This is a genomic window from Bradyrhizobium zhengyangense, from assembly GCF_022012435.1.
Lineage (GTDB): Bacteria > Pseudomonadota > Alphaproteobacteria > Rhizobiales > Xanthobacteraceae > Bradyrhizobium > Bradyrhizobium zhengyangense.
Genome location: NZ_JAKLUA010000005.1, coordinates 15,683 through 29,335, shown reverse-complemented (window position 1 = coordinate 29,335; position 13,653 = coordinate 15,683). Strand labels below are relative to the sequence as shown.

Sequence of the window (13,653 nt, the reverse complement as noted above, 5' to 3'; positions counted from 1 at the left end):
TTGTACCATCTTGCATAATATGGGGCAGGTCAAGGATTAATTTGCGAAATGGTACAAAAATCGAAGCCGCCAACTGCTGCCAACAAGCCCGAACGCCGCGACGGGCCGAAACGACGCGGCCGGCCGCGTGCCTATGAGCCCGAAATCGCCCTCGGCAGGGCGCTCGATCTGTTTCGCAAGCAGGGCTTTGCCGCGACCTCGCTCGACGATCTCAGCGAAGCCACCGGCATGAACCGGCCGAGCCTTTACGGCGCCTTCGGCGACAAGCGCGAGCTCTACATCAAGAGCTACCAGCGTTACCGCGAGGACGCCCGTGCATCGATGGTCGAGATCTTTCGCGAGGAGATGCCGGTGCGCGAGCGGCTGACGCGCATCTACGCCGCCGCGCTCGATATCTATCTCTCCGGAGAGACCGGCCCGCGCGGCTGCTTCACGGTGGTGACGGCAGCTTCCGAAGCGGTCAGCGATCCCGAGATCCGCGCCATGGTGGTCGAGGGACTCACCGAGCTCGACAAGGCGTTCGCCAATTGTTTCCGCCGTGCCAAGGAAAAGGGCGAACTGCCCGCGAACGCCGATCCCGCCGCACTGGCGCAACTCGCCTCCGCCACCGTCCACACCATCGCCATCCGCTCCCGCGCGCGCGTACCGCGCAAGGAACTGGAAGCGATCGTCAAGGGCGCGATCGACGTGATGGTGGGGTCTAAGGGGTAGGCTGACTACGCTGCGCGAATCTGCGCGAGGAAGCGATCTACCTCATCGCGCAAGCGTTGCGACTGTTTCGACAGCTCGATCGCCGAGACCAGCACCTCTTCCGCGGCCGTGCCGGTCGCGGCGATGCCGTCGGTAACGCCGGCGATGTTCTGCGAGACCTCGCCGGTACGGGCGGCAGCCTGCTGAACGTTTTGCGCGATCTCCTGCGTCGCGGTGCCCTGCTGGCCGACGGCTGCTGCGATCGCGGCGGAGATTTCATCGACTTGCTGAATTGTGGCGCAGATCGACTGGATGCCTTCGACCGCTCCTGATGTCTCGCCCTGGACGGCTGTCACCTGCGCGCCGATCTCCTCCGTCGCCTTCGCGGTCTGGGTCGCGAGCGCCTTGACCTCGGAGGCGACCACCGCAAAGCCGCGGCCGGCTTCGCCCGCGCGCGCCGCCTCGATCGTCGCATTCAGCGCCAAGAGATTGGTCTGCCCGGCGATGCCATTGATGAATGAGACGACATCGCCGATTTTCTGCGCGGCATCTGCGAGGCTCTGGACGCGCGCATTCGACGCCTGTCCGTCGCTCGCGGCCTTGCCCACCACCTCGGTCGCATGCGCAAGCCGCCGGCTGATCTCGGTCATCGACGAGGACAATTCTTCCGCGGCGGCCGCAACCGTCTGCACGTTCTCCGAGGCGAGCGCCGAAGCCGACGACACCGCGCGGGTCTGATTGCGCGACTGGTCGACGATGGCAGACATCGAGCGCGCGGTGTGTTCCATCTCGACGGCGGCCGAGGAGACGGTGGTGACGACGTCGCGGATGCTGGCCTCGAAATTGTCGGCGAGCGCGGCGAAGGCGCGCCGTTTCTCCGCCTCGGATTGTGCTTTGGCCTCGAGCTGACCGGCCTGGAGCTTGCTGAAGTTGACGGCATTGTCGCGGAACACTGCGACCGCCTTCACCATCGCGCCGACCTCATCACTCGCCTTGCTCTCGGGGATGGCGACGTCGAGATGGCCATCGGCGAGCTCGCGCATCACTGATGTGATCGACAGAATCGGGCGCGAGATCCCGCGGGCGATGAGGTAGCCGACGATGGCGGCGAGGATCAGACCGAGGGCGGCAATGCCCAGCGAAAGCCACCAGGCGCGGTCGGCGGAAGCCACGTAATCGGCGTTGTCCATCACCAGCTCGACGGCGCCGAGCGGTTTTCCGGAGAAGTCCTTGATCGGTCCGAGCAGCGCAGCGACCGGCCTGGTGTCGAGCTTCGACTGCCGTACCGTAAAATCGCCACCGGCGGCGCGGCCGTAATCGGCGGCATCGAAGAAGCTCTGCCCCTTCAGCGTGCCGGCAAACAGCTTGAAGCCCGCGCCGTCGGCGAGATGGAAGGCGATGTCGACATGGCGGTTGGCCTTGAAATCGTCGAGGAAGGACTGGCCGAAGGTCAGGCCGAATTCCACTGAGCCGAGATGCTTGCCCGCTTGCGCGATTGGCACCACGCCGCGGATGCCGAGCCCGGCGACCCCGCCTTCGAGTCCGACGATGACCTTGCGCTCCTGATTGGCGTCGACGACGGTCTTGCGGAAGCTCGAGAGGTCGTCGCCGAACTTCGCCGGCTGGTGCACCCGCAGGAAGGAGGTCGCGGGCGGCGTATGGAACTGGAACTGCTCGACGCCGTACTCCGACTTGGTCGCCGCGAACACCGGCCCGAACAGACGCATCAGGGCGTCGCGATCCTGCTTGGCCATCGCTTCCTGCGTCGCCGGCATCGCGGCCACGACCGTGCTCATGGCGGCGGCGCGGTGGGACTCCTCGGCGATGCGCGACAGCAGCGCATCATAATGGCTGCGCAACTCGCGCTGGTCGGCGCGGTCGATGATGCCCGCGATGATCCACATGGCGCCGAGCACGGCAATCAGCGCGGTCGCCGCCGCCGTCACGGCCAGCGCCACCGTGATCCGCATCCTGAGGCCGAGGCTCATTCGCATGTCCGACTCGTTTGTTGCGCGTTCATTAACGACGCTTATCAACTTCTCGCTAAAAGAGGGTGAACGGGATACCGGCGGAGTGGGGTGCGGGGTGGGCTGCCTGTGGCCTCAATACCCCCGCATCCGATCCACCACATTCTCCAGCGCCTCACCGGCCTCAAACCTTTCGATCTGCTCGGCGACGTAGGCCGAGATCGCGTCCGCGTCGGTGTCGGCGGCGTTGTGCGGGGTCAGCACCACCTTGGGATGGGTCCAGAACCGGCTGTCCGCGGGCTGCGGTTCCTGCACGAAAACGTCGAGCGAGGCGGCGCCCAGCGTGCCGTCGTCGAGGCAGGCCAGGATGTCGGCCTCGTTCTGAAGACCGCCTCGGCCGGCATTGATCAGCACGGGCGCGCCGAGCGGGCTTGTGCGGTTGAGCTTGGTGAAGACCTCGCGGTTGAGAATGCCGTGCGTGTCCGGCGTCAGCGGCAGCAGCGACACCAGGATGTCGGTCTTGCGCAGGAACGCGTCCATCCCGGCGGTGCCGTGGAAGCACTCGATGCCCGCGATGCTGCGCGGGCTGCGGCTCCAGCCGGCGACGCGGAAGCCAAGCCGCCGCAGCACGTCGGCTGCATCGGCGCCGAGCGTGCCCAGGCCCATGACGCCGACCGTCACCGCGCTCGCCGGCCACTGATATTTCGGCTCCCAGTGTTTGTCGCGCTGACACTGGCGCAGGTACAGTTCCTGGCGATGGTGCATCAACACGTGCAACACGACATATTCGGTCATGCGGTTGGTGAGGTCAGGCACCGCGACGCGCACCAGCGGCACGTCGGGCAGGCTGTTGTCGGCCATCAACGCATCGACGCCGGCGCCGAGATTGAAGATCGCCCGCAGATTGGGAAAGGAGCCGAGGTCGCCCGGCACCGGCTTCCACACCGCGGCGTAATGCACCTCGGCGGGATCGAGGGAGGCATCCGGCAGCAGCACCACGCGGCGGCCGTCGCAGACCGCATCGAACCGGGCCTTCCAGCGCTCCGGCAGCCAATTCTGCTGCGTGCTGTTGATCAGGACGGCCAGTGTGCCCTTGGTCATTCGAAGTGCCTCATAAGGTTCCGCTTTTGCAGGTCCTCCTTGGCACGATCCGACGGATTTTTCTCGCAATTTTTTTCCGCAGCCCTGTCGGGGCGAGGCATAGTGGATCGTCTTCAAATCAAGCGTTCCCGGAAGGTACTGCCCATGCTTTATGCGATCCTTTGCTATCATGACGAAGACTTCGTCGGCTCCTGGAGCAAGGACCAGGACGAAGCCGTGATGAAAAAGCTCGCCGTGGTGCAGGACAAGCTCACGAGCCAAGGCCGGCTCGGCCCGGTGGCGCGGCTGCTGCCGACCACCGCTGCGGCGACCTTGCGCAAGGAAGACCCGCCGCTGGTGCTCGACGGCCCCTATGCCGAGACCAAGGAGCAGCTGCTCGGGTTCTATATCGTCGACTGCAAGAATCTCGACGATGCGCTCGACGTCGCGCGCGACCTCGGCGCTGCCAATCCCGGCGGCGCCTATGAGGTGCGTCCCGTCGGCGTGTTCAGGCCGGGAGGAATTTCGGCGTGAGCGAGGCCGACACTGGCTGGATCGAGACCGCGCTGACCTCGGCGCGACCTCAGGCGGTCGGCGCGCTGCTGCGCTATTTCCGCGATCTCGATACGGCCGAAGAAGCCTTCCAGAACGCGTCCTTGCGCGCGCTCAAGAACTGGCGGGAGAATGGGCCGCCGCGCGATCCCGCGGCCTGGCTGATCATGGTCGGCCGCAACGTCGCCATCGACGAGGTTCGCCGCACACGCAAGCAGCAGCCGCTGCCGGAGGACGACCAGGCGATCTCCGATCTCGACGATGCCGAAGGCGCGCTCGCCGAGCGTCTCGACGGCTCGCATTATCGCGACGACATCTTGCGGCTGATGTTCATCTGCTGCCATCCGCAACTGCCGGCGACGCAGCAGATCGCGCTGGCGCTGCGTATCGTCTCCGGTCTCACCGTGAAGCAGATCGCGCGCGCCTTTCTGGTTTCGGAAGCCGCGATGGAGCAGCGCATCACCCGGGCCAAGGCCAAGGTCGCGGAAGCCGGGACGCCGTTCGAGACGCCCGGCGCCGTCGAGCGCTCGGAGCGGCTCGCTGGCGTCGCCGCGATGATCTATTTGATCTTCAACGAGGGCTATTCGGCGAGTGGCGATACCGCAGAGATCCGCAAGCCGCTGTGCGAGGAGGCGATCCGCCTGGGGCGACTGTTGTTGCGCCTGTTCCCGAGCGAACCGGAGATCATGGGGCTGACGGCGCTGATCCTGTTGCAGCATGCCCGCAGTGCCGCGCGCTTTGCCGAAGACGGATCGCTGATCCTGCTGGAGGACCAGAACCGCGCCCTGTGGAACGGCACCATGATCGCTGAAGGCCTCGCCTTGATCGACAAGGCAATGCGGCACCGCCGCAGCGGGCCCTACCAGATCCAGGCTGCGATCGCCGCGCTGCATGCGCGCGCGGCGACGCCTGACGAGACCGACTGGGCCCAGATCGACCTGCTCTATGGTGCGCTCGAAGTCGTGCAGCCTTCGCCGGTGGTGACGCTCAACCGGGCGGTCGCGGTGGCCAAGGTGCGCGGGCCCCAGGCCGCGCTCGATCTGATCGAGCCGCTGGCGCCGAAGCTTGCCAATTACTTCCATTTTTACGGCGTGCGCGGCGCCTTTTTGATGCAGCTCGGCCGCAGCGACGAAGCGCGCGTTGCCTTCGACCGCGCCATCGCGCTCGCCAACACCTCCGCTGAAGCCGCCCACATCCGCATGCACATCGATCGCCTGATCCGGGATAGCCAGCCGAAGGACAGCGGCGCCAAGCAGGGCGTGAAGGCGAAATGACGGCGTAGCCGTTGTTCCGGGGCGGTCCGCAGGACCGAGCCCGGAATCTCGAGATTTCGGGTTCACCCTTCCGGTGCCTCGGAATGACGGGCAAGAAAATCTCTTCCAGATTGTCGGTCCGCGCGGCTCTCCTTCGTCTTAATCCCGTATCAAGGGAGCCATTCATGCTGAAAGCTGTTGCCATCATCGCCATCGTGGTCGCCGTCGGGATCGCGGGCATCGTCGTCTTCGCCCTCACAAAGCCCGACACGTTCCGTGTTGAACGTTCGCTCGCGTTGAAGGCGCCGGCCGATGCGATCTATCCGATGGTCGCCGATTTCCACTTCTGGACCAGTTGGTCCCCCTATGAAAACCGGGACCCCGCGATGAAGCGCACCTACGGTGGAACCGAGTCAGGGAAGGGCGCGACCTATGCCTGGGACGGCAACAACAATGTCGGCGCCGGCCACATGGAGATCCTCGAGGCGAACACGCCGTCGAAGCTCCGCATCAAGCTCGATTTCGAGCGTCCCTTTGAGGGGCACAATACCGCCGAGTTCACTTTTGTGCCGCAAGGCGATGCTACGCTGGTCACATGGGCGATGTACGGTCCAGCGCCCTTCATGTCCAAGATGATGCAGGTCTTCGTCAACATGGACACCATGATCGGCAAGGACTTTGAGGTCGGCCTCGCCAGCCTGAAGAAGCTCACCGAGAAATAACGCCAACTGCCGCCCAAGGACTGGCAGGAAACGGTCAGCGAAACGAAGAGGAGAGAAGCGATGCTCAGTACCTATCTGTTCTATCAGGACACCTGCGAAGCGGCGTTCAACTATTACGCCAAGGTTCTCGGCGGCAAGATCGACGCCTTGATGCGCCTCTCGGACGCGCCGCCATCGGACATGCCTCCTGGACCGCCCGGCCGGGAGAAGACGATCATGCATGCGCGGATGACGTTGCCCGGCGGTGGCGTGCTGATGGCCTCCGACACGCCGGCTGAGCATTTTCACAAGCCGCAGGGCTTTTCGATTTCGATCACGGTCATGGACCCGGCTGAGGGCGAGCGCAAATTTAACGCGCTCGCCGACGGCGGCACCGTCACGATGCCCTTCAGCAAGACTTTCTGGGCCAAGGGCTTCGGCATGTGCGTCGACAAGTTCGGCATCCCCTGGATGGTGAATTGCCCGGCCGAGGGAATGTGAGCGTGTCGTTCCGCTGATACACCGCGCTGCGCCTTCCTCTCTCCTTTGCCGTGAGAGAGGAGGGTGCATGTCAGCGGATCGATCCGGTCGTCTCTTCGTTCGGCGGCTGTGTCACGCAGCTGGGGCAGATCACGAGCTTCGAGCCGAGCTGCCTGTCGTTCTCGGCCTCGATCTCGTCCTGCACCGCCCACCATGCGTCGGAATAAGGACGCAACGTGGCCAGCACTCGTTGCCTCTCAAGATTAGGATCGGTCTCTGGCGTTGCGCGACCGGCAACGCGACGCTTTGTGACGGCAGGACGATTTGGATCCTGACCGAGCCCGTCCCACGCGATTGATCGCCGCTCCGCCGCCGGCGCGGCCGCGCATCCCACGAGCACTGCGCAAAAACTAAGCAAGACGAAGATGTGTCGTATCATGCCGGACTTTCGGTGTTCCACGCGACGACAGGCAAAAGCTGCGCAGGACGTTCTGCTTCGCGCCAATCAAATGGAACCCAAAGAAATGACACCGCCGGCGAGGCTGAATCTGAAATCTTGATTCGCATCACATTGCGAGAGCAGTGAGGCCGCTTCGTGAAATGAAGCGGATCGCAACGCACAACAACTGGCGCAATATTAGGCTGTGCACGTCGCGCGAGAATCCGCTAATAATTCCTTCATAAAGTTTAAAAACCAGGGTGGACGTAACTCGGAAGGGAGCGACCGATGGTGGCGGCGCTACAAATCAACTTTGCACTGTGGGGAATGCTCATTTGCGCGAGCTTGGAGCTGGCGCAGACGATCGAGAGATTCTTCTAGGCATCACGTTGGTCAGTTCGCGAGCGATGCTGCGAACGACAATGACCCGTACGACGACAATCTCGCGGAAGCGATGACCCGCGCCTTATAGTCGCTGATCCTCACCGGCAGCGAGGATAGATTGCGGCGAGGTCGCGGCCCCTCAGCAAGAGCAATCGAGAGGTGAGGCCGCCGCGGCGGCTGATCCAGTCACGCACCGGGCCGGGATAGGCTTCGAGCACGGCTTCGGATGCTTCCGGTTCGGCGTAGAAGCGTCCACGCCGGTCAACCGAACGCGCGGCATGGAAACCGAGCACGGCGCGCCTGGTAACGCAAATCCGCTCGCCCGGTACGATGCTGAGCACCAGTGTGCAGGCGGACAGGCACGGACCGTCGATCACGACACGCTCGCCGCTCGCGCGCACCTTCTCGAACAGATCAAGGAACGGTCCGACCTGCCCGCCTGGGCTCTGGATGATGCGGATCTCCGCCTTGGCGGGTGCGGAGGCGAACAGTGCGGATGCGAGCATCAGGGCACTGAAGAAGGTGACGCGTCGCATGAAGCACTCCACCAACTCGGTTTCGTAGTGGGCATAGCGTAGCGTGCCCACCATTGTCACAGCAACTCCTGTGACGATGGCGGGAACGGCGCATCGCGACTTTGTCCACCCGACAAGTCTGCGCCTACCCGTTCCGTCGTTGCCCTCGCAACGTCGGCAGGCCGATGCCCGCGGCATCGAAACCGCCATCGACGGCCAAAATTTGGCCGGTGATGTAGCTCGCGCGCTCCGAGCACAGGAAGTAGATCGCCTCCGCCAGTTCCTCCTCCAGCCCATAGCGGTTGAGCGGGATGGCGTCGTGATAGTCCGCGCGGATTTCCTTGGTGTGCACTTGCTTTGCCATAGCAGTGTCGACCGGCCCGGGCGCGACCGCGTTGACGCGGATGTTGAGCGAGGCGAGCTCGACCGCGAGCTGTTTTGTCAGGTGCGCGAGCCCCGCCTTGCTGGTGCCGTAGGCCGAGCGCAAGGTCGAGGCACGGACGGCCGAGATCGAGGTGATATTGACGATGGCACCGCCGTCGGCCTCGCGCATCAGCGGCACGGCCGCCCTGGTGCAGAGGAACGGCCCGGTGAGATTGACCTCGAGCACGCGGCGCCAGTCGGCCTCCGACGTCTCCATCAGCGGCGCGAACACGGCAATGCCGGCATTGTTGACCAGGGCATCGAGCCGGCCGAAGCTCTGCTCGAGCGCCGTCATTGCGGCACCGACCGCGGTCGCGTCCGAGACATCGCAGGTGAGTGCCAGCGTCGCCTCGCTCCGGTCGATCTCGGCGACCGCGCGGCTCAGCAATTCGCCCTCGATGTCGAGCATCGCCACGCGCCAGCCCTCGGCTAGGAATTTTTTGGCTGTCGCAAGCCCGATGCCACGCGCGGCTCCGGTGACGAGGGCGACTTTTTGTGGGGCTTGCGGCATGGATTGTTGTGTCCTGTGTAGAAGAGAGGCGCGTGAGCGCGCGCTCCTTTTACTGCGCTTTAGCGCCGGTGAGGAAGGGCTATGTTGATCGATCCGCTCCGTCATTGCGAGCGTAGCGAAGCAATCCAGAGTCTTTACTATGCAGGGATTCTGGATTGCTTCGCTACGCTCGCAATGACGCTGTAGGGACAGCGAGCGCTCAGGATGACGGGGATAGCGAAACAGCGAGCGCCTTAAGCCAGCTCCGCCGATGCCCGCTGCATGTTGGCCGACATGTCCGCGGTCACCGCACTCTGTTCCTCGACCGCGGCGGCCGTGGTGGCGATGAACTCGTTGACGCCGGCGATCGCGGCCTTGATCGCAGTGAGCGAGCTAGCGACGTCGCCTGAGATGGTGTTCAGCGCGTCGATTTCGGAGGTGATGGTGTCTGTGGCCTGCTTGGCCTGGTTGGCGAGGTTCTTCACCTCGGAGGCGACCACCGCGAAGCCCCGTCCGGCTTCGCCTGCACGTGCCGATTCAATCGTGGCGTTGAGCGCCAGCAGATTGATCTGGCTGGTGATGCCGGCGATCATCTCGACGATCCCGCTCATGGCCTGCGCGGCCGCATTCAACCTCTGCGCCTGGCCGTCGGCGGCCTCGACCCTGGAGGCCGCGACCTTGGAGTTCTCGCGCGACTTCGCCATGGTTTCGGAGATCTCGCGGATCGATGCGCTCATTTCTTCGCTGCCGGCCGCGACCGCCTCGATCAGTCCACGCGCATTGTCGGCTTTCTTGCGGCCGATGACCTGCGCGGTGACGTCGGTGGCATATTTCACCACCTTGTAGGGTTTGCCGTTGAGATCGAGGATCGGGTTGTAGGATGCCTGGATCCAGATCTCGCGTCCGCCCTTGGCGATGCGTTTATATTCGGCGGCCTGGAATTCGCCGCGGCCAAGCGTTTCCCAGAACTGGCGGTAGGCCGGCGCGTTCTTCTCGCTCGGCTCGACAAACATCGAGTGGTGCTGGCCCTTGATCTCGGCCAGCGAATACCCCATCGCCTTCAGGAAATTCTGGTTTGCGGTGCGGATCGTGCCGTCCATGTTGAACTCGATCACCGCCTGCGATTTCTGGATTGCGGCGAGTTGGCCGTCATTGTCGGCGGCCTTCATCTTCTGTGCGGTGATGTCGGTCGCGAACTTGACCACCTTGAACGGCTTGCCGGTCTCGTCGAGGATCGGATTGTAGCTGGCGAGAATCCAGATCTCGCGGCCGCCCTTGGCGATCCGCTTGAATTCGGCGGCCTCGAACTCGCCGCGGTTCAGCTTGGCCCAGAACGCGCCATAGGCCGCGCTGGCGCGGTCCTCCGGCGTCACGAACATGCTGTGGTGCTTGCCCTTGATCTCGTCGAGCGAATAGCCCATCGCGCCGAGGAAATTCTCGTTGGCGGTGATGATGGTGCCGTCGACCTGGAACTCGATCACGGCCTGGGCGCGATTGATCGCCGCGATCTTGCCGGCATCTTCCATGGTCTTGATCTTGTACGCCGTGATGTCGGTGGCGAACTTGATGAAGGAGACCACCTTGCCGTTCTCGTCGAGCAGCGGCGCGTAGGAGGCATGGACCCAGACTTCCTTGCCGTTCTTGCCGAACCGCTTGTACTGCGTGGTCTGGAACTCGCCGCGATTGAGGCTGGCCCAGAAATCACGATAGCGGGCGCTCTCGCGCTCGGTCGGGCTGACGAAGATGCTGTGGTGCTTGCCTTTGATCTCGGCGAGTGAATAGCCGCTCATCTTCAGCAGGTTTTCGTTGGCATCGAGGATGGTGCCGTCGAGACCGAACTCGATCACGGCCTGCGACCGATCGAGCGCCTCGACCTCTGCGACCGCGTGCCTCACCTTCTTGCTTTGAAAATTGAACACGTTTGCTCCGCAACGTTCCCAACCCGAATCGGCTGGATTGCCAGACCGTTTGTCTTGTTCCGAAAAGTTGCATGGGCTTCTTGAGCAACCGTAAACACTTGCCATGAGCCGCATCGGCTCCGCAGTTGGACGTGCTGTGGCCATGTCCTTCAGCAAGCACACGTTCCCGATTCATATGCACGGCGGAATTCATTGGCCGACACGTATTTGTACGGGACCCATTGGCATTATTTTGCGCGGCGTGTTGACGCAGCGCGGGCCTGGGGCGGGGCCCGCACGGATGCCTCCGCCCATGCGCCGTGCCGGTTCCGGACCGTGACGTCCGCAATAATTTTCGCGGCCATGTCGGCCTCGGAGAAGGTCGTTCGTCTTAGAAGTGAGCGCGGGTCAGAAGGCGCGCTTTGGTGAGGAACCGCATGCGATTCATGATGCTGATGATCCCGCTCGGCTACGAGACCGCGCCGGCGGACGTGCAACTCGATCCCGAACGCGTCGCCGCGATGATGCGCTACAATGAGGCGCTGAAGGATGCCGGCGTGCTGATCACGCTGGACGGCCTGCATCCGCCGTCGATGGGCGCCCGCGTCTCGTTCGCGACCGGCCTGCCTGTCGTGACCGACGGCCCCTTCACCGAAGCCAAGGAAGTGCTGGGCGGCTACTGGATGATCGAGGTCGGCTCGCGCGAGGAGGCGATTGCGTGGGCGAAGAAGTGCCCGGCCTCCGCCAATGAAATCATCGAGATCCGCCAGGTGCAGGAGATGTCCGACTTTCCCCCTGACGTGCAGGCAGCCGCTGCCGGCTTCGAAAACCTGAAGAACTAGCCGCCGCCAAGACTTCGCGGCTTCGTCCATCCATCAACAGGGAGCAAACCAATGAGCAACGATACCTATCTCGCCGTCTTCCTCGGCAGCAAGACCAGTCCGAAAATGGCTGCGTGGAATGCGATGTCCGACGCCGAGCGCAAGGCGAAGGAGATGGAGGGCATGGCGGCCTGGAAGGGCTGGGTCGAGAAGCATCAGGGCGCGATCCAGGCGATGGGCGGTCCGCTCGGCAAGACCAAGAAGGTTGACGGCAAGGGCATTGCCGACATCGCCAACGAGATGGGCGCGTTCACGGTCGTTAGCGCCGCCTCGCACGAGGCGGCCGCAAAAATGTTCGAGAACCACCCGCATTTCGCGATCTTCCCCGGCGAGCGCGTCGAAATCATGCCGGTGCTGCCGATTCCGGGCGGCTAGGGCCCTCTGATTGTTCCGGGGTGGCTGGCGCATCGCCCCGGAATGACGGGCAGGGCCTAGTGACCTTCACGCCCAGCTCATGTAAAGATCGTTCACATGAGCTGGCGCAAGGAGCAGCGCCGCGCCGAGCGCGGCTATCACCACGGCAATCTGAAGGAAGCACTTCTGCAGGCCGCCCTCGGGCTGATCGCCGAGAAGGGGGCGGCCGGCTTCACCTTCGCCGATGCCGCGCGCATGGCCGGCGTCAGCGCCGCGGCGCCTTACCGGCATTTTCGCGACCGCGATGAGTTGCTGTCCTCGATTGCGCAGCGCGGCTTCGAGCAGTTCGAAGCGCGGCTGACCGAGGCCTGGGACGACGGGCGTCCCGACACCGTCACCGCGTTCGAGCGCGTCGGCCGGGCCTATCTCGCCTTCGCCCGCGAGGAGCCGGCCTTCTACAACGCGATGTTCGAATCCGGCCTGCCGGTCGATGCCAATGCAGCGCTACAGGCTGCAAGCGAGCGTGCTTTTAACGTCATTCGCGCCGCCGCGGAGCGTCTTGCGGCGCTCGCCTCGCCCGGCACGCCGCGGCCGCCGGCGATGATGATGGCGCTCCACATCTGGTCGATGGCGCACGGCGTCGCCTCGTTGTTCTCGCGTGGTGATGCTGCGCGACGCAAGCTGCCGATGTCGCCGGACGAACTGCTGGAGGCCGAGGTGCTGATCTATCTGCGCGGCCTCGGCTTCCCGACCGACCGCAGGCCACAGGCGAAGAGCGCCGAGCCACCGCCGGTGCCGCCGGAGGCATCCTCCGGTTCCGGGGTCCCGCCGGGCGGCCCTTGGGGCAAGCCGAAATAAAGTTGCGCAAATAATCACGCGGGCTTGTCAGGCGGTCAGCTTGACAAAATCGCGGGATGGTCTAGTTATGTAAATGTTATTTACATTCACAACGGCGCGATGCCGTGATGGAGATGGGAAATGGCCTACACCGCTGACGTCAATCGCTGGCGCGGCCCCTCGGACCAACACCAGCAGTATGAGCGGCCTCACATGCTCGATACGCCCTGGCATCCTGGTTGGATTGCCGTGACCATTCTCGGCTTCATCATTTGGTGGCCGATCGGACTCGCACTTCTCTTTTTCACACTCGGGAGCAGAAGAATGTCGTGCTGGAGCAACTCAGATCGCTGGCAGAACAAGATGGAGCGGATGCAGTACAAGATGGACCGCATGCGCGATCGCATGGAGCGCCGCGGCTTCGGCGGCTTTGGTTTCGGTCCGCCGACCTCCGGCAACCGCGCCTTCGACGAGTATCGTAGCGAAACGCTGCGCCGGCTCGAGGAAGAGCAGGTCGAGTTCAAGAACTTCCTCGACCGTCTGCGCCACGCCAAGGACAAGGAAGAGTTCGACCAGTTCATGGCCCAGCACAAGACGCGGCCGACCCCGCCGCCGACCGACCAGCCGCAGGGTTGATCTCTAACTCAAAGCCTTCAGGCGCATGCCCCCAAAGTCCTGATGGCCCCGAGCCGCCCGCCCGCGCACCCCG

The 13,653-nt window shown here is 63.9% G+C and carries 15 protein-coding genes; 9 read left to right on the top strand and 6 right to left on the bottom strand.

The window, feature by feature from the left end:
- The first annotated feature begins 48 nt into the window (after positions 1 to 48).
- Entirely contained in the window at positions 49 to 711 is a 663-nt protein-coding gene (locus tag L6637_RS17215; RefSeq protein ID WP_237871520.1) for a TetR/AcrR family transcriptional regulator, read from the top strand.
- Positions 712 to 716: 5 nt separating this feature from the next.
- Here the strand turns inward: L6637_RS17215 and L6637_RS17210 are convergent, their stop codons facing one another.
- On the bottom strand, positions 717 to 2,684 hold the full coding sequence (locus tag L6637_RS17210) for a methyl-accepting chemotaxis protein (protein ID WP_338076857.1): 1,968 nt from the start codon (positions 2,682 to 2,684) through the stop codon (positions 717 to 719).
- 108 nt (positions 2,685 to 2,792) lie between these two features.
- Positions 2,793 to 3,758 carry a 2-hydroxyacid dehydrogenase gene (locus L6637_RS17205; protein ID WP_237871516.1) on the bottom strand — a complete coding sequence of 322 codons (966 nt, stop codon included), beginning with the start codon at positions 3,756 to 3,758 and terminating at the stop codon, positions 2,793 to 2,795.
- 144 nt (positions 3,759 to 3,902) lie between these two features.
- On the opposite strand from L6637_RS17205, the gene L6637_RS17200 reads away from it, so the two are divergent.
- The 4 genes from L6637_RS17200 to L6637_RS17185 all read left to right on the top strand — a co-directional run bounded on the left by L6637_RS17200 (position 3,903) and on the right by L6637_RS17185 (position 6,744).
- Complete coding sequence (locus tag L6637_RS17200; protein WP_057759198.1) at positions 3,903 to 4,271, top strand: YciI family protein; 369 nt, start codon at positions 3,903 to 3,905, stop codon at positions 4,269 to 4,271.
- Entirely contained in the window at positions 4,268 to 5,563 is a 1,296-nt protein-coding gene (locus L6637_RS17195; RefSeq protein ID WP_237862976.1) for an RNA polymerase sigma factor, read from the top strand. The genes L6637_RS17200 and L6637_RS17195 overlap by 4 nt, the downstream gene beginning before the upstream one ends.
- A gap of 164 nt (positions 5,564 to 5,727) precedes the next feature.
- On the top strand, positions 5,728 to 6,264 hold the full coding sequence (locus L6637_RS17190; protein WP_237862975.1) for an SRPBCC family protein: 537 nt from the start codon (positions 5,728 to 5,730) through the stop codon (positions 6,262 to 6,264).
- 60 nt (positions 6,265 to 6,324) lie between these two features.
- On the top strand, positions 6,325 to 6,744 hold the full coding sequence (locus tag L6637_RS17185) for a VOC family protein (protein ID WP_237871514.1): 420 nt from the start codon (positions 6,325 to 6,327) through the stop codon (positions 6,742 to 6,744).
- Between the two features lie 70 nt (positions 6,745 to 6,814).
- On the opposite strand, the gene L6637_RS42800 is transcribed toward L6637_RS17185, so the two are convergent.
- The 4 genes from L6637_RS42800 to L6637_RS17165 form a co-directional block, all read right to left on the bottom strand.
- Entirely contained in the window at positions 6,815 to 6,970 is a 156-nt protein-coding gene (locus L6637_RS42800; RefSeq protein ID WP_377802949.1) for a hypothetical protein, read from the bottom strand.
- 674 nt (positions 6,971 to 7,644) lie between these two features.
- The gene (locus L6637_RS17175; RefSeq protein ID WP_237862972.1) at positions 7,645 to 8,082 is read right to left on the bottom strand and encodes a hypothetical protein; all 438 of its coding nucleotides are present in this window, start codon (positions 8,080 to 8,082) and stop codon (positions 7,645 to 7,647) included.
- Between the two features lie 124 nt (positions 8,083 to 8,206).
- Positions 8,207 to 8,995, bottom strand: coding sequence for an SDR family NAD(P)-dependent oxidoreductase (locus L6637_RS17170; protein WP_237862971.1), 789 nt, complete (start codon positions 8,993 to 8,995; stop codon positions 8,207 to 8,209).
- A gap of 233 nt (positions 8,996 to 9,228) precedes the next feature.
- Positions 9,229 to 10,893: a methyl-accepting chemotaxis protein gene (locus L6637_RS17165; protein ID WP_237871510.1), complete on the bottom strand. Its 1,665-nt coding sequence runs from the start codon at positions 10,891 to 10,893 to the stop codon at positions 9,229 to 9,231.
- A gap of 416 nt (positions 10,894 to 11,309) precedes the next feature.
- Between L6637_RS17165 and L6637_RS17160 the strand changes: the two genes are divergently transcribed.
- The 4 genes from L6637_RS17160 (at position 11,310) to L6637_RS17145 (ending at position 13,580) form a co-directional block, all read left to right on the top strand.
- The gene (locus tag L6637_RS17160) at positions 11,310 to 11,714 is read left to right on the top strand and encodes a YciI family protein (RefSeq protein WP_237862969.1); all 405 of its coding nucleotides are present in this window, start codon (positions 11,310 to 11,312) and stop codon (positions 11,712 to 11,714) included.
- A gap of 51 nt (positions 11,715 to 11,765) precedes the next feature.
- Positions 11,766 to 12,128 carry a hypothetical protein gene (locus L6637_RS17155; RefSeq protein WP_237862968.1) on the top strand — a complete coding sequence of 121 codons (363 nt, stop codon included), beginning with the start codon at positions 11,766 to 11,768 and terminating at the stop codon, positions 12,126 to 12,128.
- A 96-nt stretch (positions 12,129 to 12,224) separates the two neighbouring features.
- Entirely contained in the window at positions 12,225 to 12,965 is a 741-nt protein-coding gene (locus L6637_RS17150) for a TetR/AcrR family transcriptional regulator (protein WP_237871508.1), read from the top strand.
- 120 nt (positions 12,966 to 13,085) lie between these two features.
- Positions 13,086 to 13,580 carry a DUF2852 domain-containing protein gene (locus L6637_RS17145; protein ID WP_237862966.1) on the top strand — a complete coding sequence of 165 codons (495 nt, stop codon included), beginning with the start codon at positions 13,086 to 13,088 and terminating at the stop codon, positions 13,578 to 13,580.
- Positions 13,581 to 13,653: the final 73 nt, after the last annotated feature.